At 42.0% G+C, this 23,580-nt stretch carries 18 protein-coding genes; 9 read left to right on the top strand and 9 right to left on the bottom strand.

Annotated elements, in window-relative coordinates:
- Window positions 1-155: 155 nt before the first annotated feature.
- Window positions 156-1,592 carry a sulfatase-like hydrolase/transferase gene (locus BP861_RS03855; RefSeq protein WP_292372768.1) on the top strand — a complete coding sequence of 479 codons (1,437 nt, stop codon included), beginning with the start codon at window positions 156-158 and terminating at the stop codon, window positions 1,590-1,592.
- 84 nt (window positions 1,593-1,676) lie between these two features.
- Here BP861_RS03855 and BP861_RS03860 read toward each other — a convergent pair whose 3' ends face one another.
- Complete coding sequence (locus tag BP861_RS03860; protein WP_292372770.1) at window positions 1,677-1,964, bottom strand: acylphosphatase; 288 nt, start codon at window positions 1,962-1,964, stop codon at window positions 1,677-1,679.
- A 160-nt stretch (window positions 1,965-2,124) separates the two neighbouring features.
- Window positions 2,125-3,189: a calcium/proton exchanger gene (gene cax / locus BP861_RS03865; protein ID WP_292372772.1), complete on the bottom strand. Its 1,065-nt coding sequence runs from the start codon at window positions 3,187-3,189 to the stop codon at window positions 2,125-2,127.
- Between the two features lie 283 nt (window positions 3,190-3,472).
- Between cax and BP861_RS03870 the strand changes: the two genes are divergently transcribed.
- A complete protein-coding gene (locus tag BP861_RS03870; protein WP_292372774.1) occupies window positions 3,473-3,772 on the top strand; it encodes an ATP-binding protein in 300 nt (99 codons plus the stop codon).
- 102 nt (window positions 3,773-3,874) lie between these two features.
- Here BP861_RS03870 and BP861_RS03875 read toward each other — a convergent pair whose 3' ends face one another.
- The 7 genes from BP861_RS03875 to BP861_RS03905 all read right to left on the bottom strand — a co-directional run bounded on the left by BP861_RS03875 (window position 3,875) and on the right by BP861_RS03905 (window position 11,778).
- Window positions 3,875-4,345, bottom strand: coding sequence for a universal stress protein (locus BP861_RS03875; protein ID WP_292372776.1), 471 nt, complete (start codon window positions 4,343-4,345; stop codon window positions 3,875-3,877).
- 768 nt (window positions 4,346-5,113) lie between these two features.
- Window positions 5,114-5,599 carry a hypothetical protein gene (locus tag BP861_RS03880; RefSeq protein WP_292372778.1) on the bottom strand — a complete coding sequence of 162 codons (486 nt, stop codon included), beginning with the start codon at window positions 5,597-5,599 and terminating at the stop codon, window positions 5,114-5,116.
- A 35-nt stretch (window positions 5,600-5,634) separates the two neighbouring features.
- Window positions 5,635-5,787: a hypothetical protein gene (locus BP861_RS03885; protein ID WP_292372780.1), complete on the bottom strand. Its 153-nt coding sequence runs from the start codon at window positions 5,785-5,787 to the stop codon at window positions 5,635-5,637.
- Between the two features lie 249 nt (window positions 5,788-6,036).
- Window positions 6,037-6,981 carry a lysylphosphatidylglycerol synthase transmembrane domain-containing protein gene (locus BP861_RS03890; RefSeq protein ID WP_349680997.1) on the bottom strand — a complete coding sequence of 315 codons (945 nt, stop codon included), beginning with the start codon at window positions 6,979-6,981 and terminating at the stop codon, window positions 6,037-6,039.
- Window positions 6,982-7,060: 79 nt separating this feature from the next.
- Window positions 7,061-7,708 (bottom strand): DedA family protein, encoded by a 648-nt coding sequence (locus BP861_RS03895; protein ID WP_292372781.1) that lies wholly within the window; start codon window positions 7,706-7,708, stop codon window positions 7,061-7,063.
- A gap of 311 nt (window positions 7,709-8,019) precedes the next feature.
- Window positions 8,020-10,059, bottom strand: coding sequence for a putative cobaltochelatase (locus BP861_RS03900; protein WP_292372783.1), 2,040 nt, complete (start codon window positions 10,057-10,059; stop codon window positions 8,020-8,022).
- Between the two features lie 21 nt (window positions 10,060-10,080).
- Window positions 10,081-11,778: an S-layer protein domain-containing protein gene (locus BP861_RS03905; protein ID WP_292372785.1), complete on the bottom strand. Its 1,698-nt coding sequence runs from the start codon at window positions 11,776-11,778 to the stop codon at window positions 10,081-10,083.
- 416 nt (window positions 11,779-12,194) lie between these two features.
- Between BP861_RS03905 and BP861_RS03910 the strand changes: the two genes are divergently transcribed.
- The 7 genes from BP861_RS03910 to BP861_RS03940 are packed head-to-tail and all read left to right on the top strand — an operon-like array spanning window position 12,195 to window position 23,557.
- On the top strand, window positions 12,195-12,779 hold the full coding sequence (locus BP861_RS03910) for a hypothetical protein (protein WP_292372787.1): 585 nt from the start codon (window positions 12,195-12,197) through the stop codon (window positions 12,777-12,779).
- A 38-nt stretch (window positions 12,780-12,817) separates the two neighbouring features.
- Window positions 12,818-14,395, top strand: a complete 1,578-nt coding sequence (locus BP861_RS03915; RefSeq protein WP_292372789.1) for a WD40 repeat domain-containing protein — start codon at window positions 12,818-12,820, stop codon at window positions 14,393-14,395.
- 4 nt (window positions 14,396-14,399) lie between these two features.
- Window positions 14,400-16,115, top strand: coding sequence for a WD40 repeat domain-containing protein (locus tag BP861_RS03920; protein WP_292372791.1), 1,716 nt, complete (start codon window positions 14,400-14,402; stop codon window positions 16,113-16,115).
- A 12-nt stretch (window positions 16,116-16,127) separates the two neighbouring features.
- The gene (gene cobN / locus BP861_RS03925; RefSeq protein ID WP_292372793.1) at window positions 16,128-20,015 is read left to right on the top strand and encodes a cobaltochelatase subunit CobN; all 3,888 of its coding nucleotides are present in this window, start codon (window positions 16,128-16,130) and stop codon (window positions 20,013-20,015) included.
- The gene (locus BP861_RS03930; protein WP_292372795.1) at window positions 19,951-21,624 is read left to right on the top strand and encodes a hypothetical protein; all 1,674 of its coding nucleotides are present in this window, start codon (window positions 19,951-19,953) and stop codon (window positions 21,622-21,624) included. The genes cobN and BP861_RS03930 overlap by 65 nt, the downstream gene beginning before the upstream one ends.
- The gene (locus tag BP861_RS03935; RefSeq protein WP_292372796.1) at window positions 21,621-21,797 is read left to right on the top strand and encodes a hypothetical protein; all 177 of its coding nucleotides are present in this window, start codon (window positions 21,621-21,623) and stop codon (window positions 21,795-21,797) included. The genes BP861_RS03930 and BP861_RS03935 overlap by 4 nt, the downstream gene beginning before the upstream one ends.
- The gene (locus BP861_RS03940; protein ID WP_292372798.1) at window positions 21,794-23,557 is read left to right on the top strand and encodes an ABC transporter ATP-binding protein; all 1,764 of its coding nucleotides are present in this window, start codon (window positions 21,794-21,796) and stop codon (window positions 23,555-23,557) included. The genes BP861_RS03935 and BP861_RS03940 overlap by 4 nt, the downstream gene beginning before the upstream one ends.
- The last annotated feature ends 23 nt before the right edge of the window (window positions 23,558-23,580 follow it).

Consider the following 23,580-nt stretch of genomic DNA (forward strand, 5'->3'; position numbering starts at 1 on the left):
CTGCAGAATACATCTATGGAAGGCAAATTCTTTATAGCTTGAAGTAAAAATAATTTATAATGATCCCGGCAGTCCGAGAATTCAGATCTTTTTCAGTTCTATTTTTTCTATTAGTATTTTTTGTCTTTCTCATTTTTCCAGCCCCTGTCTCAGGATTGACCGAAGCGGAGGTAAATCCCGTTAACACGCCCCACGGAGCAGTCGTGCTGATCGTAGACGGTTTGAGTGCTCCTTTTATTTATCCTGAACTTACACCACATGCATTGGATGGGACGCCCCTTGAAAAATCCAAACTTGAAAATTTACCGAAAATAAGTAAAGAAAGTGTTAGAATTCTGAAATTCCGCGCTCCTCAGACCTTTACCGAAGGAGGGCATTCAGTCCTCGTCACAGGAAATCCAGGTGCAGACAGTGAGCTTGTAAGTTTCAAAGACGCCACTATTTTCGATGTTCTTCACAGAGAAGGCTATCTTTGTATTGCGGTTATGGAAAAAGGGGATTCTTGGTCAATCCGCGCCAAGCAGGATGTCATTCTCAGGGATGAAAATAATTCGATAAAAAATATGAAAATCATCCTTGAGCAAGCAGAGCCTTCTTCTGACAGTCCGGATGTACCTGAAGGGCTTTTACAGGTTATGGAAAAAGCAGCTGATAAAGCGCCCGGATATGTCTCATCAAAAGAGACTCGCGGAAAATATAATGGATATAACAGATGGGGAGTCGAGACTGCTTGCGATATTGTAAAATATATGGCTAGAAACAGGCCGGAACAAAAATACCTGCTCACTGTCAATGTAGGAGCTGTAGATTCAAGCGGGCACCACAGGGATAATTATGGGTATGTGGACTGCATCGAATGTCTTGATTCGGAAATTCTTCCGCTCTATAAGCTTTGCAAGGAAAATGACCTTGCTTTTGTATTTACAGCAGACCACGGAATGGGTTTTTCCAAAGACAATTCCAAAGGTGGGCATCAATCCGAAAAATTCACAGACACTGATGAAGCACAACTCGTTCCACTGATAGTAAATGCCGAGGATATTGAGAGAGGAATTCTCAGGGGAGAATACAACCAGGAAGATTTTGCTCCGACACTGCTTGGAATTCTTGATATTCCCGATAGACCTAGGTTTGCAGAAGGAAAACAGATCCTACTAACAGGCCATGCAAACCTGAAAGTGGAACTCCCTGAAAGGGGCTCCGCAGAACTCCGGAAAGATGGAAATGTTATAGCCTCCCTGAAAAACGATGACCAGTTTCTCTTCCTTGGGCTTGAGCCGGAAAGTACCTACATGATTAGGGCGTCGCTTGAATCCGGAAAACACCTTGAAGAGCAGGAAAAAAAGCTCACTCTTGAAACTGACTCTGTAGTGAAATTTACTGAAAAAGGGCAGAAAATCGGAGAAAACCGAGATAATAATCCGGAATCTGACCAAAACTCAGGAAAAAATTCAACTTCTGTGGCTGGTTTCTTGAAAAAGGACTCAAAAGCCTCTGATTTGAGCTTAAAGAATTTGATAGGATATTTTGTAATTGGATTGGTTAATCTTGTGGGGATTGTAATTATTGCGAAGATCTTGAAAAAAGGCTAAAGAAGTTCAAAAAGCTGAAGTGATTCCGAAAGCTGAAAAATAAGAATAGGAAAAACAAGGATATAATGAATCTAACGGATCTGATCATTTATAAGAATAAGAGTCGTATACATTTCCAAGGGCTTCTCTTAAAGTGACATCAACATCTTCCACATGGGCAAACATTGGCCCTTTCCTGAGTTCATTTATATAAAGCTCCACAGCTTCACGTCTGCCTTCTGCAATGACAAAAACTCTACCATCCCTTAAATTTATGGGGTTAGATTCTATACCCAGACGCTCGGCAGCGTTTCTTGCAAATCTTCTAAAGCCCACGCCCTGTACCCTTCCAGATACAAGGATTTCCACCCGCACAATTTCTCCAGAGGTCACAAATGGCTATTTTGGAGAACCCTGATATATATTTATGGTTACTCTGAGTGTGAATATAGGGCTTTTGTCACCGAAACAAATACAGGTCGCTTGCAAGATAATAGAAATACCAATATCCTGCAAGCTCCTAGTCTTTGACTCTTCCGCTCCCTTTTGTTACTTATGGATGGAGGAAAGAGACCACGGCCATTATTCCGTATGTCCCCAGAAGTTGTAATCCTTCAAACCAGTTGCTTTTGCCGTCTTCAATTATGGATTTGACCATTAAGACAGCGGAGACTATGGCGGCAAGTTCGAAGGTGGTGAAAATCAGGTTCATAGGGGTCTCGAAGAAGTAACTCATAAACACCAGAACCGGTACGACAAACATAGCGATTTGAGTTGTCGAGCCAATTGCGATCTGGAGTGCCAGATCCATCCGGTTCTTAATGGCGATTGTGATGGCTGAGACATGTTCCGCGGCGTTTCCAATAATTGCTACGAAAATCATACCTATGAACATTTCTGTCCAGCCAAGGCTTTCAGCCAGAGGTTCTATGGAGCCGACTAGAATTTCACTCATAACAGCAACTGTAACGGTTGAAGCCAGAAGCACCGCAACCGATTTTTTAACGCTCCACTTGGGATTGCACTCTGTTGTGTCAGCGGTGTATAAGTACTTGTGAGTATGAAGCGAAAAAAGTAGGCTTGCAAGATATGACACTGCCATGATGACCGAAACTGCAATACTCAAAGTTTCTATTGTCGCGGCTGAAGGATTTTCAGAAGTCAGAACGAAAACCGCAGGCATGACTATAGCGGCAGTGGCAAGAAACAGAGTGGAGGCATTTGTCTTTGCTGCTGTGGAATTGAATTCCTGTTGATCTTTTCCGAGGCCTCCAAAGAAAAACGCCATTCCCAAAATCAAAAGCAGGTTTCCAATTATGGAGCCCGTAATGGATGCCTTTACCATTTCAGTAAGTCCTGCTTGCAGGGCAAAAATGCTTATGATTAATTCGGTTGCGTTACCGAAGGTGGCGTTTAATAACCCACCCAGAGCTGGACCGGTACGTGCCGAAATCTCCTCTGTTGATTCTCCTATATATTTCGCAAGTGGAATGATTGCAAGTGAAGCTAAGATAAAAATTGCTATGGGAGGAGCATGTATGTACTCTGCAAACAAACTTAACGGTACAAAGATAAGAAAGACTTTGAAAGCCTTTCCCAGTATTTTTGTTTTTTCCATTTTAACGAACCTTCTCTGCCACTTGGCAAAGTGTTACCATAAGGCAACTTCGAATACCGGCCATTTTCATCGTATTTGTCAAAGCAAGGTTGGGAGATATTTTTATCCCTCAAGCCAAATAGAGAGGAGCGGGAACCGAAGGAGCTTCCTATAAAGTTATAGGATTATATATTATTTTTCACGTATGCTGCTTCTATTCTTTTCTAATAATCTCATAAGTTTATCTGAGAGTCTCTTACCTAATCAGTAAATCTTGATGGTTCGCCATACACGTTAACGAATAGTGTTTAATGTTCCTTCTCATTCGCGAGATGAAGCGAATAATAAAGAGGTACCTGATCGAAAAGATACCAGACATACCCTTATAGTCTCGGATGATGGAATTGGCATGCCAGAGAATATCGATTTTGAAAATCCAGAAACACTTGGTTTGCAGCTTGTAAATATTCTGGTAGATCAGTTGAATGGTGAGATCAAGCTAAAGAGAGATAAAGGAACCGGATTTGCCATAGGGCTTAGTGCAGAAGAAAAAGGAAATAACAAAAAAGACAGGCCAGAAGGGTACGCGTCTTCAGAAAATTAGCACACGTGAGTAGTGGAGTTCAGATAGCGGGCTTCATACAGTATAAACCTAAAGAAAAGACAAAATGCAGATGCAAGTTATAGTTTCCTGAACTCAGCCTTATTAATCACACTTCTCCCTTACAACCATAACCGGAACCTTCAAGTGGCGGACCAGTTTTTCTGCAACGCTGCCAAGAAGCAGCTTGTTCAGTCCTGTTTTTCCATGAGTGCCCATAATAACAATATCCATTTTTACCTCCTCAGCATACCGGATCAGCTCTTCTGAGGGATTGCCTTCAAGAAGGACGGGCTCTACATTGATTCCTTTCATCTCTCCCAGGCTTTTTATAGTATTTACAGCCTGCTGTCCCTGTTTTTCCCATGCCTCCCGTATCGGCTTCCAGTAAGGATCCACACTCATAGGAAAGGAATTCCCATTAATAGGAGCAAAGTAGTCCGTTGACACCACATAGACTGCATAGACCGTCCCCCCACTCAACCGGGCAAGTTCAATTCCTTTGTCAGCAACCAGCCTGGAGCAGGCCGAGCCGTCAGTTGCAATCATTATTTTCTTAAAATTAACAGTTTCCATATAGAACCCCATTAAAATACGTGGGTTTCCTAAATTAAATTTTTGGAATACTACATGAAAATGCACAGGTTTTCGGAAGCTTGGATTGAAGCAGAACGGTCTATGTCCTCTATTCTCGAAAACCAAAAAGGAATATTTTTAAACACCAACTTGATATGATTTTACGGTGTTTGGCAGTTGGTCGACCAAGAGAAAATTCACAATCGATGTCTAAGCGATAATCCAAAAGATCATATATATGTTAAAGATTAAAGAATTTCTTCTCATTCATACCAGATAAGCAACAGGCATTGAATGATTTACATAGACTGACTGATGATGAAAACAGTTATGTGAAATCCTCTTCACATCATTCTCTTGGAATAGTTTCAATATTCATGGCTTCCTAGGCAGAAACAGATGAAGATTACAAAAAAGAATTAGAAAAGGCAATAGAATTTTTCGAAACTTCAGAAAAGGAAGCATCTTACTATAATCCTGCTAAATTTTGTCTTCCTTTTTATCACTCACTCCATACAATAATTTTCAAAAAACAGGAAGCTAGAGAAGAAGTGAACAAATATCTGGAAGAAGCTAAATCTGCAATTAAAGGCTCAGAGAACAAAAAACGAATTTTTGAATCTGTTCAAAACCTCGCAGATGCATTAAAAGAAGTCTAGAATTTGGGAAATCTAGACTTGTCTGGGATGAAAGATGAGCTTAATCTCTATAGGAAATACTGTGATCATGCTGCAGAACTAATGAAATACACTGACGAAAAACTGCGAGTCAGATATTAAAATCAATCTTTACTACCTCACACTGCGGCAGATTTTCAATATGTACGCCTTCCAGTGTTCCCGTTACCTCAAGACCACTAAATTCATTTGAACCGCATAGTACGTCTTGATTCGGGTGCGTACCAGGTGTGATATTGCAGCTTAGAACAGTTTTTTCCCCAACCGACACTACGATTGGAAGCCTTGGAGATGCAGGATGGTTCTTTGGAAGAACTATTAATGGAGACCTGATTTCCCGAATCATGAAGAGAACACATTTAAGCCCTTTTTCAGTATTCTCATTCACAGACAGCGCTGAAGCAACAATCAGGTCATGGGGTTCCAGTCCGAGCACAATTTCTTCGTTTTCAGTCTCTAGAAAGAACTGTCCACGCGGACCTACTTTCACAATCGCCACAGTTCCTGCAGTGCCGCGCAGAAGAAGCATTTCACTTTGTTTCAGTGGAATGTCTTTAGAAGAAGTCGATTCTTTCATGTTAAAAATAAGTATCTAAAAAATTCAGTTCGTTATCAGGATTCTTCTACATTTTTAGACTGACACGAAGGACATGTTACATTCTTTCCAATGCCTTTGAACCTATTTCCGCAGTTCTTGCATACATAATCTTTAACCGGCAGCTTTCCTTCCATATCGATGTCAAATGAGTCTCCAACACTACACATACTTATTTACCTCCTGGTTCTATCAAGTGGCTTACTAATAATTATATTGCCCACATATTATTACTCACACTTCTCCAATTAATACCTTTCCATATTTATTCTCTGGGCACTTTCTGATCGCAGTTATCTTATCAGGACAATAATTTCCACAAAAACATCTAGTCTCTTCAACAGTTATCCATTTTACTTTCTAACTAATTTACATTATCCTGAATGGTTTTTGACATATTGTGAAATGTCATTAACTGGTCAATGTAGTTTTCCTTCTTTTGATTTTTGCCATATTTGAAATCCTCCGTAATAAGATAGGTAAAGAAATCCTATTATGCTGCTGATTCCATAAGAAATAAAACGCTCTAAAAAAACGAAACTGCTTGCAGATGCAAGGGACAAACCAAAATACAGAAGCAAAGAGATCAGGCCTCCTTCAATTATTCCAAGACCCCCTGGAGTTAATGGTAGGGCCCCTAGCAGGAAGGACACAATTGAAACTGTTACAATCAGACTTAAAGAGAGGTCAATATTCAGAGCTAAAGCAACCAGTTTAAGACGTATTATATCAAGAACCCATACGCCACAAGATAGAAGAAGAACAGGGATAAAGGCTTGTTTAAATTGTTTCCAGTTTTTCTGTACACTCTGAAAGAGGGAATTTAATTTCATTCGATTGAACCATATTGCTATTCCTACTACCAGGAAGACTATGAAGAACAGATGGATAGATCTTAACGTTAAACGATCTATTGCAGGCAGGAATCTTATATCTAAAGAAGGGAATGAATATAGAATATAAATCGAGAAAAAAAGAACAGGAATTGCTTCAACCAATCTTTCAAAGAAGATTGTCTTAAAAGCGTTGGTATAGCTTATCCCGAAAAGTTTGTTGGCCCAGAGGATTCTGAAGGATTCTCCTCCTGCCATGTTCCCTCCAGGGGTGATATTATTTATGAATACTGCTCCGAAATAAATAGGAACAAGGCTTGTTGCTTTTAGATTGTAACCAATACAGTAGAGGACCTGCTGCCAGCGTACTGAAAATAAGTACACGCTCAACATATATACTAAGACTGCCAGAACAACATACCGTATCCGGGTTTCCCTAAGTGTTCTCAATATTTCTTCCAGAACAGGTATGATTTCTATCCAGTAACTGCGGACGAGAAACACACTAGCTGAGAGCAATAAAAGGGTCACGATAATTTGTATTAAAGTTCTTATGTTCAAGAGTGTACCTCACAAGGGTTCAGAGCCACTTTGGCAGGTCTTCACTCCATCATGTGCCTTTTGGGTCACGTTTACTCTGAATATATGCAATAATGCCTGGAATTAATAAAGCAATAATTACTCCAACTGTTAAAAAGCTGAAGTTATTCTTTACAACTATCAAATTCCCAAAAAAGTATCCTCCAAAAAGGAACGACATTACCCATAAAACTCCCCCAATGATATTGTAGACAATGAATGTCGAATAGGGCATTGTTCCAATTCCTGCTACAAACGGCGCAAAGGTACGGATAACGGGGATAAAGCGAGCTAGAATTATTGCTTTCACCCCATACTTTTCAAAAAATAAATGTGTACGGTCAAGTTGTTCCTTTTTAATAAACCGTATATTTTCATTACTTATTACTCTATTTCCTAAGAATTGACCTGTATGATAATTGACAGTATCTCCTGCAACGGCTGCAAGACATAATACAACTAATAAAGTAAATAAGTTGAATGAGCCACTGGCAGCCAGAGCTCCGGTTGCAAAAATGAGAGAATCACCCGGTAAGAAAGGAGTTATCACCAGACCTGTTTCACAAAAAATAATAGCGAATAACAGTAAATATGTTAATAAACCGTACTCGTTTGTTATTTCGCTTATATGAGCGTCCAGATGCAAAAATAAATCGATGAGATAGCTTTGATCTACCATGTTGATGCTCTATAATTTACGTTTCTTATATATTGGCTAAAATAATTCTTCAGCTTTATATCTTTCCTTGCTTATCATAACTACTGTTTATGCCTGTTAACTGCTGAATCAAAAAAATGGAGGTGGAAGTAAATCTTCCTCTTCTCACCTATGCATTTCATAATACACAGGTAAGCTTAGAAAACAGCCATTAAGCAAAAATACTCAAAGGCAAAATATCAACTAGTAACGAATTCACGACCAAAACAGTATCAGGAACCGAAATACTTGAAGAGCTGATTCTAAAAATTAAAATTGCTTTTCTAAAATAATTAAAGATTGAAAGGAGTTGAAGATCGAACAGCTTCAATTATTGAATCTGCCTTTAGGTTCTCAAGTGCAAGATATCTGGCTCCAAGAGCACTGGAAATTTCCTGAGCAAGCCCGAACTTAATCATGCTGCTTTCCGTATCAATAACTGCCGATTGTATGCATTCCTTTCGGAACATAGAAGCTATTGTTTTCGTCTCCTGGATAGGAGATTCTCCATTCATACTGACATTTGCCCTTCCGTCAGAGATCAAAACCATAAAAGGACAGGTATCAGGATCGCGGCGGAGTTCTGCCTGTATGGTTTCATAGCCTTTCATCAGCCCATGGGAAAGGGGAGTCTTTCCTCCAGTTGGCAGCTCCTCCAGATACTTTTGTGCCATTTCTACACTGGAGGTTGGCGGAAGCACTAGCTCTGCCCCTGCGCCCTTAAAAGCAATAAGTCCGACCTTGTCACGCTTCTGGTAGGCGTCCATCAGCATTGAAAGTACTGCACCTTTAGAGGCTACCATTCGCTGCTGAGCCCCCATAGAACCACTGGCATCCACAATGAAGAGTACAAGGTTGCCTATCTTTTTCTCTCGGATTTTTTTTCGAAAATCCGAGTCGTGAATTGTTATGGAGTTTCCGTTTTTTTCCCTTATAAGCTGGTAAGGCGCAGCTGCCCTCAGGGTGGCATCAAAAGCAAGATCCGTGGTTTTTTCCTCGGGAATCTTGCTCTTTATATACCTGCCCTGTTTGGATTTTGTCAGGGTTTTGCTACGCCGACCTGATCCCTTTCGCTTATTTCTACGAAAATCGGGTGACAACTGCTTTATCTGATAACTTTCCCCTGTTGCAAAAATTGTTTCTGAGGAAGCATCGGGCTGTTCTCTGGTGCTATCCTGTGAGGAATCCGACTTCTGATCTTCGGGCTGGGCCTGTGCTTTCTCTGAATGCTCGTTATGCTCTTTTTTTTGCGGTTTGCTTTTGTTTTTTTCCTTTTCTTTTTCTTTTTGCTTTTGCTTTTCTCTCTGTTTTTCGAGGCTCTCATTCAGTTTATCCTGCTTGTCAGAAGGGTTATCAAAAGGCTTTCTGCGCATACGGTGAGGGAGGACTAATTCCGCAGCTTCTTTTACATCCTCTTCAAGCACCTCAGTCCTCCCGTTGAAAGCCGCAAGCGTGATTGAGGTTTTCATCATTGTAATGTCGGCTCTGTGCCCATCGACCCCCATATCAACACAGATTTGGCTGATTAATTCAAGCATGTCATCTGAGATCCTCACTTCAGAAAGTAATTTCTGAGCCAGAAGAATCTGTCCGCACAGTTCGGACTCTGTGGCCTGCCAGTCTGCTGCAAAAGCTTCAGGATCATTCTCATAGCTGAGCCTGTATTTAATAAGTTCCACTCGTCTGGCTACATCCATAATTCCCTTTATATCTACGCATAAACCGAAACGATCAAGCAACTGGGGTCGAAGCTCCCCTTCTTCAGGGTTCATGGTGCCTACAAGCACAAAATTCGCAGGGTGGGAAAAGGAAATTCCCTCTCTTTCAACAGTGTTTACTCCCATTGCTGCAGAGTCGAGGAGCACATCTACAAGATGGTCATCCAGAAGATTAATCTCATCCACGTACAGAATACCCCTGTGCGCATGGGCAAGTACACCAGGCTCAAAGCGTTTTTCTCCCTTCTTGATTGCATGCTCGATATCAAGAGTTCCTACAACCCGATCTTCGGTAGCACTTACAGGTAGATCCGTAACTCTCATTTTCTCAAAAGAGATTTTGAGAGTTCCTAATTTCACTCTTTCCAGGCATTCTTCACACATTGTATTTGTATCATGAGGATTACAGCGGAATTTACAGCCTTCAACTACCTCGATTTCAGGCAGAAGATTGGCGAGTGCCCGGACAGCAGTTGACTTAGCAGTACCTTTTTCACCCCTGATCAGAACCCCTCCTACTTTCGGATTAATAGCATTCAAGATCAGGGCTTTCTTCATTTTCTCCTGCCCGACTATTGCAGTAAAAGGGTAAATAGTAATGTTATGGTTTTTCATAATTTAACCTCAGTATATCTTTCAGTTTCCGAGAAGGTATTCCTCAACACTCATAACCGGAATAGTCCACTGAGTGGTTGTAGGAAGAACAGAATCCACTTTTTCCACCTTATTCATGAATGGGAAAAAAGTAACATTGAGATTCCCTCCTGTCTTCTTTTCAAAAGAGCCAAGGTGAATTTCTTCTGTGACCTCGAGATTAGAACCAAAGTTGAGAGCATTTTCATTTTCAAGCCGGATATTAGGGGAGGTTTCAACAACCGTAAGTGCCCCGAACATTTTTCCGAGCTTTATTTCAAGAGGGCTTTCAGAAAAGTGTAGAGGATATTTTAGAGCTACACCTGAGTTTTCTTTTCCTTCTAGGACCTTATCCACATATACGGAAAAGAGGGGAATTTCAATACCATTAATGGTTTTTTTATACAGGAGAGTATGTGTACCAAGATCAGCCGAATTTCCTGGAGAGATTATGCTTGAGTGAACCGCAACATTGTTTCTCAAAACCGTCAGGTAGACTTTATCTGATTCTATACCATCTACTTTCAGGGTGTACCCTTCTCCAAGATCCCATTCTTCACCGGAGTAGAGACGTCTGTCATTGTCATCATCCATGAGGATGTTAACAATTCCCTGCTCGTTTCCAAGCCATGCATACTTCTCTCCATCCCACCCAAGCGCAGAATATCCGCCATCAAAAGCGTTTTCTCCATAATCCTTCATCTCCGGGTTTTGGTATGGAATCCTGACAGGTGAAGATTCATAAACCAGACCGCCTTTCGGAATCCAGTCCTTTTCGGCATCAAGGTTAAGTTCAAGTCTTTCTGTACTGAAATCGTTTTCAAGATCATAATATAGCATACCAAAAGAATCAGCTGTCCAGACGCAGGAATCCGGAGAAGAGTCCGAACGATCTACAGTTAAAGATGTGCCTTTTATTTGATATGACTTGATAACATCTTTAGTCATATTGTAAGAACATACCTTATAGACATTATCAGCCACTCTGAAATCAATCAAATTTTCAAGAATTGTTACATAATCTCCATGGCTCATTCGGATAGGCACTCTATTTTTAAATTCGATCTTTTCACCTGTAACCTCAGTGACCTCAAAATTTCCATACTTGTCCCCAACGTTGATTTTGATAGGTGCAGTCGAATACTGATTTACGCTTGTAAGACTCACAATTGGATCCTTGCTGTCAAGAACCTGTTTAAGAGTTCCTTCTAGAATCACATACTCGGCGCCGTTTATTTTATCTGTGAAATTAAATTTTGAGCCTTCATTAAGGGATTTGCTGGTAACAGGAAGAGAATCTTTCTGAAGCTCAAGAAGAGCAGAATCATTGTTTATTCCCTGCAGCACCAGCTTGTAACCGTTCCCGAGATCGTAATCATTTCCCCGCTGAAGATCCCGACTTCCGAAACTTATCAGATTTTCACTGATCAATCCATCTTCAAAAACCCTGTATTTCTTTCCGAAAAAGCCAGTTGAACCAGAGGTGATTTTTGAGGTATACGTTGCATCTCCGATCTCAATAAGCCCATCTTCAGAGAAATAAAGTTCCAGCGACTCATAGTATGTGCCAGTAGAGGTCGAATAGTAAAATCCCGGACAATTTTCCCCATTGAGTATTGTATGCTCTCCGGCTGTAATATTTATTAAGGGCCCTCGCTGTTCAATAGCACATTCCACAGGAGTGATAGCAATTATAAGCATTGAAATAAGCAAAATAATATAAAAATTGATAGAAATTCTGATTTTTTTATCACGAATAGTCATAAAAGTTAAAAATATTGTAGCAATATATATTAATTTCGTTTTTTGAAATATATATCCAATTAATATATTTTTAAAAAGGCCTTGAAATCGGAGTGAACACAAAGTAAATAAGGTTGATTCTTTATATTACGAGGTCGAAATAAGGTAAATAATTGGCACTATTGATGACGAAATTTGGAAAAATACCTCAAAACGAACTAATTTTGGAAATGAAAATAAAAGTAGATAAACTTATTATCAAAAGGAAATTTGCTTAGATATAGTAGCCATAATTTTTATTTTATTATTACTATATGTGATTAATAAAGAATATTTTCGAAATATTTATTAATCACCTCTTATATGGGTCAATTATGATTTCCAGAAAGACTGTACTATTCGGATTTATAGTCCTGAGCCTCACAGGCTTGGTAATTTATTCTCAAACCGTGCCAGAGAAAAAAACTGTGTATCAGGAAGACTTTGAAAATTGTAATTTTGAAGGAGAGCTTCTTGAATGCAAAGACGGGGCACTGTATCTTGATACAACAAATTCAGCACAGACAGGAGAAGGGATCTGGAGTAAAAATGTGAGTGTATCTCCAGGAAAAATTTCCTGGAACTGGAACGGACAGGATCTGGATAAATTCAGTCTCTGGTTAAAAGTGACCTTCAGTGATCACAAATCCATTTATTATGTTGCAGCAGGGAGCATGAATCCTCAATCTGAAGGCGAATATTATCGAGATCAGGAAAACAGACGGCGCTTTTCACCATCTGTTGTAATCTCAGGAATTCCGATGAATACAGTTGAAAGAGATCTCGTTGAAGATTATGAAAAATACTGCGGGCCTGCTGAAAATATAAAGATTGAAAAAATGAGTGCAGGTTTTGGAGACAACAGTACGCAACATCAGAATATTTTGAGGATCTCAGACCTGAAGATATACGGGCAATGATAAAAGGCAATCAAAGGAGCCTGAAAAGGAGTATGAAAATGAAGAAGAGTAGTTTTGTGCTGGTAATTATATTTTCATTTATTTTTCTGGTCTGTTCGGGATGTACATCTTCACATATCGTAGCCTCCGATGAAAAGGAGGATAACAGTAGTGGTGAGATCTCAAAAAGTGAAGAGGTTCAGGCAGGCAATAGCGAGAGTGATCAGGCAAGCAATTCCCTGAGCCAGGAGAATATAACTTCCTCTGAGAAAGCTTCTCCTTACCGTTACTGGGAGTATGAACTTGGAGATATAAGCCCGGAAAATCTCAGTGAAGGAAGATCGAATATCCAGGACTGTGTGGCGTATTCACATGACGGAAAGTATGTAGCTGTCGGGACCGGAAAAAACCTGGCAGTTATTGATGTGTCAGGCAAAAATCCGCTATGGAAAAAGACCTTAAGCGGAAATGTTTCAGATATTTCGTTCTCGAAAGATGGGAAGTATATCCTTGTAGGGGAAAGGAGTGCCGATGGATACATTTATTCCCTGGATGCTGGCACAGGGACTGAAATTCACAGCTATAGAAGCGCCGATGACCTGGGAACCAGTGAGAACCCAAAATATCAACCTTGCACATACAAAATAACGGCTGCTGATAATGCTGTGTACATTGCAGCAGGCAGATACTGGAAAGAATCCGGATATGGGCTGGCTTCAAGGGTTTACAGGTTCAACCAGGATGGCACTCTTTCCTGGAAACTGCCGGCAAGTGAAAATTATGCCCGGAGTGTAAACTGGATTGATTCAAGCCAGGACGGAAAAAATGTGGTTTTTTCAACCGGGGACTGGACAAATTCCCTTGAACTTGATGCCGTCGTCTACTCCGTGGATGACAGCGGAAATCTCCGCTGGAAATACGAAATTCCACCTCTTAAGCCTTACTTTGTTTCTGCAGCCATTTGGCACGGGCTTGATATCTCAGATGATGGGTCCATGGTAACTGCCTATACAGGGGATGGAAGAAAATACCTATTTTATGATTCCGAGATGATAAAACCCGGAGACGGAAGAACATCATGGGATATGAAAAAACCAGGAGACGACTGGAGGACAGCATGGGAAACCGAGGAATGGCAATCCAATGTGACAGTTCCAGAAGAGATAGAGGGAAGTTACATCTATACCTATGGGGAAGAAGCAAAAGTCTCCAGTAAAAATGAAACACTTTACCTTACAGGAGCCACACTTCCTGCGTATTATCCCGGCGACATATCGATAGTACATCCCCTTGAGAATACTCTTGTATCAAGTGATGTTGAGAAAGGAGATACTTCCTGGACTTATTCCCTTGGAGGACGCTGTGCAGGGATTTTCTTTTCTCCAGACACGAGATTCTTTGTCCTGCCAGTCGGGAAAGATTCGTCCTCAGGTAATACTCAGGTTCATGGAATTCATGTTTTTGACAACCAGAAATCCGGAAACGGAAATTCAAGGTTAATTTGGAGATATAATACCGAGGGCGTTATTGTAGATGCTGCGATTTCTTCCTACTGCACAGTTGCTGCAGTTGAAGCCCCTCTTAAGCTTGAAAATGGGGATGTAATTGGAAAACACAGGTTAATAATTGTCAGGTGAGAAAATGAAATGGAAAATTTTGATAGTCCTGCTTATTTTGACTTTAATCACTTCCGGGTGCACTGAAAAAAGCCAGGAGTCCGAGAACAGTACAGTTGCTCAGGCTTCCGAAGGTGTCCAGGGCATAGAGGAAAGTAGTAATTCCAAGGCTGGAGTACCCATAGATTCCATAGTATTTTCCAGGACCGGAGCCCTGATTACTTTAAAAGAAGAGGCAGACATATCACAAGTAAAAATTTCTTCTGCCAATAGCTCGACAGAATCGATAGATATTGAAAAAAAAGAGAGCCAGGTCTTTGCAGCTTTTGACTGGGAACCTAAGACTCAATATAAGTTTGAAGTAACCACAGGGAACGGGGCAAAAAGCGCTCTGGAAGTGTATGCTCCTGAAAAACCTGCTTTGAAAGAGGAGTACGCTATAGAACTTGAGGATGTAACTCCCGGACCTATCGATAAAACCTCAGCAAATGTCGAAGGTGTGACAAAATTCTCTCCTGACAGCAAATACCTTGCCATTGGAACTCATGGAGGTTCCCTGAAACTTATAGAACTTACAACAGGTGAAAAGGTCTGGGAAAAACAGCTTGTTGAAGGCATAGCTGATGCAAGAATTGCCGATATAGAATTTTCAAAGGACGGTAAAAACCTGATTGTGGGAGAAGAGAGCCCTGATGCTTTTATCTATTGTTTTGATTTAAATGGGGCGGAAATCTGGAAATTTGGAGCAGGGCAAGACCTAGGCTCAGACCTTGATCATTTGCCAGCCATGAAAAAAATGAAATTGGATTCAAAAGGGAATATCTATGTTGCTGCCAGCCGAGCCTGCGGCTACATAGGAGAGAAATACAAGTACCTGGGCAGGATTTACTCTTTTGACCCCGAAGGCAAGATGCGTTGGAAATTCCCTGAATCCGAACTTATGGACATTGGAGTTACCTGGATTGATACTACCCCTGACGGAAAATACGCTGTCTTCGGCACTACCTCTTTCACAGAAGGAAATAAATGGAAAGATGGGACAGTGCATGTTCTGGACGGAAATACCGGAAAAGAGGACTGGAACTACTCAATCCCACCTCTTGAACCCTTCTTCGACTATTCTGCAATCTGGTACAGTACCCAGATTACTCCTGACGGGGAAAAACTGATAACAATGGCCAGTGATGGACGAGCCTTTTTATTTGACAATTCCGAGATCATGGAAACGGGTGTCCCGGAAGCAAAATGGCAGGCAAATATTTCAACCCCGATTTTAGTAAGCGGAGTCCCCATTTACGGCAGTTCGAATTATGCCTATATTATCAACAATACCTTTATTTTCTCAATAGGCAGCACCTTCTCCAAAGATAAGAACAATGAGGCTCCTATAGAACATCCCAATGGGAACAGTCTCTTTGCCTATGATACTGACGGAAACCTGCTGTGGAAATGGAGACTTGACGGCTATGCAGGGGAATGTGCACTGAATGACAAGTATCTCGTTATTCCCATAGCCCAGAACCTAGTAACCGAGGACAGGAATGTCCACGGAGTGTATGTTTTTGACATATCAAAAAGCGGAGGCTCAAACTCAAAACTTGTCCAGAGCTATAATACCGAAGGGCTTACGGTATCTGCGGATATCTCCGCGGATGGCAGGTACATTGCAGCCTTGGAAGTTCCTGCAAGGCTTGATGACGGCACTGTACTCGGAGAATATAAAGTGCATATTCTTACATGAGAGGGGAAAAACATGAAAATTGTTTCAATAACCTGGAACTCCTACATTCCCATTCTCCTCAAAGCAGCCAATGATCTTGGCATAGAACTTGAAGCCCACTACTCAAAGCTTCTGGAAGAAAATCCCGAAGAAGCAGAGAAAGTGCTTCTTGCATGCGAACATGCTGATGCCGTCTTTATATACTATATCTCAAATCCTTTCTGGGAAGAGTTCTATGAAAAGCTTGAGCCATTAAAAGCGAGGATACCTGTAATCTGTGTAGGAAGTGATCCCTCAGCATTTGCCCTCTCGTCAGTGAAACTTGAGATTGCAGCTACTTGTTTTTCTTACATAATTTATGGAGGGCAGGAAAACTTTTCCAATATGCTGCGCTACCTCTTAAAGGAAGTTCTGGGATTTGAGCTTGAAGCAAAGCCTCCGGAAAAGATCCCATGGGATGGAATATACCACCCGGATGCAAAGGAGACCTTCTCAAACTTTAGAGAGTATATCAACTGGTACGGGCCTTTGAGAGAGAAAACCGTGGGTCTGCTTATCTCCAGGACTTCCTGGGTAAACAATGAACTTGAGATAGAGAAGGCTTTGATAAAAAAGCTCGAAAACCTCGACCTATCAGTTGTCCCTGTTTTTGCATATCCTTTAAAAGACGAGGAACTTGGCAGTAGGGGCATGAATGAGGTCATAGAGGACTATTTCATAGAAAACAGCAGGTCCATTATAGATTGCCTTGTAAAACTCTCTCCTTTCTTTATTGCAAGCAACAAAACCGAAAAGAGAGATATCTCCTGCGCAGCAAACGGCATAGAAGTCCTGAAAAAGCTTGACGTCCCTGTTTTCCAGCCTGTAATTTCACATTATATGACTGTTGAACAATGGCAAGAATCAATGGGACTAAACACGGAAATTGGATGGAGTGTGGCTCTCCCTGAGTTTGAGGGCGGAATTGAGCCCATCATAATAGGAGCAGGCAAAAAAGAAGGAAATTATATGGGGCGTTTTCCCATCGAAGATCGCTGCTCAAAACTTGCGTCCAGAATTTTGAAATGGACTGAACTCAGGAAAAAGCCGGTCAACCAGAGAAAAATTGCCTTTATTCTGCACAACAGGCCCTGTACAGGAGTTGAAGGTTCGGTAGGGGATGCTGCAAATCTCGATTCTCTCGAAAGCGTGGCAAGAATACTGAACAGGATGCAGGAAGCGGGTTATGCCGTCAATCCTCCTGAAGACGGAAAAGAACTTATTGAAACCATCCTCAAGAGAAAAGCAATTTCCGAATTCAGATGGACTCCCATTAACGAGATAGTGAAAAATGGCGGGGTTCTAGCTTTTGTAGAGAAAGAAGAATATGAGAAGTTTTTCAACACCTTGAGCCCGAAGGTAAGGCAAAGAGTGATTGAAAGCTGGGGAAGCCCTCCCGGAGAAGAAGTAAACGGCATTCCTGCTGCAATGGTTTATGACAAAAAAATCGTTGTGACAGGAGTACAGTATGGAAACACTGTGGTCTGCGTGCAGCCAAAGCGAGGATGTGCAGGGGCAAAGTGTGACGGAAAAGTCTGTAAGATCCTGCACGACCCTGAGGTTCCGCCAACCCACCAGTACCTTGCGACCTACAGGTATCTTGAAAACACTTTTAGAGCCGATGTACTCGTACATGTGGGAACCCACGGGAATCTTGAGTTCTTGCCCGGGAAAGGAGTTGGGCTTTCAGGAGACTGCTATCCTGACATAAGTATAGGGACAATCCCTCATCTGTATATTTATAATTCTGACAATCCCCCTGAAGGCACGATTGCCAAACGCCGAAGCCTTGCTTGCCTGATAGACCATATGCAGACTGTAATGACCTCAGGAGGGCTTTATGAAAACCTGGCCGAACTTGACAGGCTGCTTGGGGAATACGAACAGGTGAAACACGACAAGGGACGGGAGCATGCCTTGAAGCACCTGATCCTTGACGAGATCAAAAAATCGAATTTTGATTCCGAGATAAAAGCCGATCACCAGACTCCTTTTGAAGAAATAATAAGAAGAGCACATGAGGCTCTTGGAAAGATCAGGAACAGCCAGATCCATAATGGGATGCATATCTTCGGACAGCTTCCTGAAGGCGAGAAAAAAATTGAATTCATAAACTCGATTTTAAGGTACGATGACCAGGGAAGTGTGGGAAACAAAATCTCGATTAGAAGATTGATTGCCGAACTTCTGGAACTTGACCTTGATGAACTGATCTCTGACCAGAGCCGGATTTCCAAGAACGGGGAATCAAATGGACAGAGGCTTGAAGAAATTGATTCTTTTTCTAAAGATTTTATAAGGACATTTATAAATAATCCTGAAAAAGAGCCAGCCTGGGTAATTAAAGAAATTTTTAAAGAAGGAAGTTTTGAAGAGCAGAATATCAAAGAAAAAAGTTTCAAAGAGCAGAATATCAAAGATCTGAGTATAAATTCAGTATTTCTTCAGGATGCTGCTTCAATCTGCAACAGAATTCTTGACCTTGAATCCAGAATAGACGCTTCCCTCGAAATTGAAGCTCTTCTTCACGGCTTTGATGGAGGATACATCCCTGCCGGCCCTTCAGGTCTTATCATGCGCGGAAGAGATGATGTATTGCCAACAGGCAGGAATTTCTATTCCCTTGACCCAAAAAAGCTTCCTACAAAAGCTGCCTGGCGAGTAGGACAGCAGCTCTCAGGAGTTCTGATTGACAAGCACATCAAAGACGAAGGCAGGTATCCTGAGAATGTAGGATTTTACTGGATGGCAAACGATGTAATGTGGGCGGATGGAGAGGGCATGGCTCAGATTATGAGCCTGCTCGGGGTTGAACCGATCTGGCTCAGTAACGGACACCTGAAAGGGTTTTCTGTGATTCCCCTTGAAGAATTGGGTAGGCCCAGAATAGACGTTACGATCCGAATTTCCGGAATTCTGAGGGATAATTTTCCAAACTGCCTTGAGGTTATAGATGAAGCAATCCAGACTGTGGCTTCTCTTAACGAACCCGAGGAGATGAATTATCCAAGAAAACACAGCTTTCGGATGATTGAAGCAGGAGCGGATTCCAGGGATGCTACTTTAAGGATCTTTTCAAGCAGGCCCGGGACTTATTCGGCCGGGGTTCAGCTTGCAGTCTATGCAAGTGCCTGGAAAGATGAAAAAGACCTGGCAGATATCTTCCTTTACTGGAACGGGTATGCCTACGGAAAGGATGTAAAAGGCAAGGAAGCCCACACACAGCTTGCTTCAAGCCTTAAGACTGTTGATGCCACCTTTAATAAAGTGGTAAGTGACGAATACGACCTTTTAGGATGCTGCTGTTACTTTGGGGTGCACGGGGGCCTTACAGCCGCAGCCAAACAGGCTTCTGGAAAAGAGGTAAGGGTTTACTTTGGAGACACGAGAGAGCCTCAGCACGTTGAAGTCCGGGACATGGCTGACGAATTGCGCAGGGTGGTAAGAGCTAGGCTCTTAAATCCGAAATGGATTGAAGGCATGAAACAGCATGGATATAAAGGCGCACAGGATATTTCAAAAAGAGTCGGAAGGATCTATGGCTGGGAGGCCTCCACCCAGGAAGTGGACGACTGGATTTTTGATGATATCACAAAGGCCTTCGTGCTTGATGAAGAAATGCGCCGCTTCTTTGAGGAAAATAATCCCTATGCCCTGGAGGAAATGTCCAGACGGCTACTTGAAGCACAGTCAAGAGGGCTCTGGAACCCTGATCCCAAACTCTTAGAAGAGCTGAAAAAATCCTACCTCGAGATCGAGAGCTGGATGGAGGAACTGGCCGGAGAAGGAGAATTTCAGGGTGGGGCTGTTGACATAGTTGGTTTTGAAGATGTCCCTGACTGGAATGCGAAAATGCAGGAAATCCGAAAAATCCTCAAATAAGAAAAAAGGTAGCGGAATGAAGAACCTGGCTTTTCTCCCCTTTGCACTTCTCTTCCTCGCACTTGGGCTGATAGTACAGCCCGCAGCTGCACAGCCTCAGCAGGAGGACTTCAAACCTGAAGATATGACCACGTTTATAATTCAGGTTCCGCATGGTGTAGAAGAGAATGGAATTGCAGTCGGGGGAAGTACCCTCTCTGCATACCTTTTTTTTGAAAGCTATTATGACGGCAATATGAATGTGACAATGGAATTTGGTTTACCTGAGGGTTTTGTGCTTCATGAGCCTTCGGTTCATACATTTTCGCTTCAGACCGAGTATGATGACTGGTACAGGCTTGTTGAGTTTTATATACCTCCAGATACGCCCTGTGGAACCTACACCATAACTTCAAAAGCGGTCATTGAGGTAGAGGGCACAAAACATACTATTGTGCGTACAACCCAGCTTAAAGTTGCTTTAAAAGAAGAAGTCGCAGATGAGGTCTCAGTATCCCAAATCATAATACCGTCAGATGAAGACGGATATGGAGATCCAAGCCATCCCTCCAACACTCTGGTTGTCCAGGAAACTTCCCCTGCACTCAAAAAGTTGCTGAAGGTTACAGACCTCAAGACAGAAAAAGAAGATCTCATTTCAACCTTCATGGGGATAGAGCTTACCAATACCGGAAATAGTACAATTCCTGTCATGGTCACATATGATATTCTTGACACAAAAACCGGGGAGCCTGTAAAAGCATTTAAACCTGATATTATGGGAATGAACGCAGACACAGTGTGTTATGCCACTGTAACCCTTTCTCCAGGCTCAAATTCGCTGATAAGCCTTCCTTTATATATATCTCAGGATGCGTTGGGAGGAGACTACCTTCTCAGGGTTAAAGTAAAACTCACAGGCAGCGACTGGATTGCAGTAACAAAAGATCAGAAAATTACTGCAATCTCAAGGCGATGGGGACCTATAGTAACTACATTTACTGCCTCTTTACTCGGACTTACTGCTCTGGGCTTTTTTTTCTCAAGACCCGGAAAAATAATGGACAGGTTTAAAACCCGCAACCTTGTGCTGATTGCCCTTTTTGGCACGGTTTCCTTTACAGTGATAAACCTGCCAATGACCATTCTGTGGGAATTATCCCATGCAATCTTCGGGCCATTCAGTTTCTTGTTCACAGGACTCTTCAATGAGATTCTCCTTTACATGCTGATTGCCTCTCTTGTGGTTCTGATCCCAAAACCCGGGGTTATAAGCCTTTTTATGATGGTCAGGTTTTTACTTGGGGGTTTCATAACAGGGAGTTTCACTCCTATAACATTCATAACGCTGTCCGTCAACGCAATAATGCTGGAGCTTATGTTGTATGCTGGAGGTATAACCGGTAAAAATCCAGCTCCAGATAACAGGTTCAGAATGGGGATTCTTTGCGGATTTGCTGACATGGTCGGTGGCTATGTGTCCTTCAGTGTTTGGATGGTCCTCTACAGACTTTTCTACAGCGACTGGTACATAGCCGCAAATATCTTGATCGACGGATTCCTCTACACCTTCATAGGAACCTGGTTTGGAATAAGCCTTGGAAATAGACTGAAAAAGGTGGCAGAATGACGCGAACTTTGGTCAGCTTTTCCTTTGGAAAGGCTTGCGCCGTTACTCGGGGTTTTCGTTCAAGCCCAACCGTTGCGCCGGTTTATCACGCCGTCACGTCGTTTTCGCTCAAGCCTTTTTTGAAAAGGCTTGCAGGCAAGCAGTCTTTTCAAAAAGGTTGTGATGGAGAATGATAGAAATAAAAGATCTTTGGTACACTTATCCAGGAAGATCGGAGCCGACTTTAAAGGGAATCAACCTTAGAGTCGAAAAAGGAGAGTTTGTTCTCCTCACAGGGCCTACGGGGTGTGGAAAAAGTACTTTATTAAAAACGTTAAACGGGATAATTCCTCATGAATCCGGTGGGATATTTTCAGGTAGTGTGAAAGTCAGAGGGCTGGAAACCACCGACTCAAACCAGATGGAAATCTCGAAAGAAGTAGGCCTTGTGTTTCAGAACCCAGATGACCAGATCTTTTCTACAACCGTTGAAGACGAAGTAGCCTTTGGGCCTGAAAATCTCTGCTTTGAGCAAAAAGAAATCGATAAAAAGGTAGAAGAAGCCCTGCAAATCGTAGGGATGTCCAGCCACAGGCTGGCTTCCACGAATTCACTTTCCGGGGGACAGAAACAGAGAATCTGCATTGCAAGTATGCTTGCAATGACGCCTGAAGTACTTGCCATGGATGAGCCTGTAAGTCAGATGGATCCTATGGGTACGCATGATGTCCTGAATACGGTAAGAGAACTCAACAGGAAACTGAAAACGACTATCCTGCTGGTTGAGCATAGACTGCACGAGCTTGCACCCTTTGTAGACAGAATTGTCATAATGGACGACGGAAAAATCGTCTTTGATCAGCCTGTCTCAAAAGCCTTTGAGCATCTTGAAGTCTTTTACAGACTTGGGCTCCGAATTCCTGAACCCGTCGAACTCTGCCACAGCCTTGGGATCAAAGCCAGCCCATTGAGTGTCAGCGGAGCTCTTGCAGTACTGAACAGTGAAAATTTTAAAGAAAAGCCTGGAATCCCTCAACTCCTTTTGAATCCAGAAGGAAATCCATATGCCAAAAACATTTCAAGGAAAGATTCCATTGAAAATGATTCCATTGAAAATAATGCTTATGGAAATAATGCTTCTGAAAACAATTCTTCTATTATTTCCATTCAGGATCTATGGTCTGGTTATGAGAAAAAACTGATGGTACTGAAAGGGATAAATCTGGAAATCCATAAAGGTGAGAGAGTTGCGGTTATGGGCACGAACGGCTCTGGTAAATCAACCCTGCTTTTACACTTTGCAGCCATTCTCAAACCAGACAAAGGAAGTGTGAAGGTTTTTGGGGAGGATACAAGGTCCAAGAACCCATACTCCTTTGCAGGTAAGGTCGGATTTGTATTCCAGAACCCTGACCTCATGCTCTTCTGTGATTCAGCTGAGGAAGAAACAAGGTTTGGACCTGTTCAGTTAAAATACAGCAATATTGAGGAAAGGGTAAGAAACTCTCTTGAAGCCATGTCAATTCTGCATCTAAAACAGGATCTTCCTCAGGCCCTGAGCCGGGGGCAGAGACTAAGAACTGCCGTTGCCTCCGTGCTGTCAATAAATCCCGAACTCATTCTTCTCGATGAACCCACAACAGGGCAGGATAGAGTGAATATAGAACAGATGATGGATTTTTTCAAAAATAACAATTCGACCCTGGTTTTCTGTACACACGATATAGAGGTAGCTATGTCCTATGCTACAAGAATCCTTGTGATGAATGAGGGACAGATAATAGCAGACGGGAAAGGAAAAGAAGTTATAAAAGACACTGAAAGCCTCAGGAAAGCCTCGCTTACTCAGCCCCCGGTTGTTGAGATTGCCAATCGGCTTGGAGTAAACGCATTTTCAGTTAAAGAACTTGTTAAAACGCTGACCTCCAGAAGTGTTGAAAGGATAAAGTGCTGAAGGAATAAGTTGTTGAAGGAATA

Source organism: Methanosarcina sp. UBA411 (assembly GCF_002495725.1).
In the GTDB taxonomy this organism is placed as follows: domain Archaea; phylum Halobacteriota; class Methanosarcinia; order Methanosarcinales; family Methanosarcinaceae; genus Methanosarcina.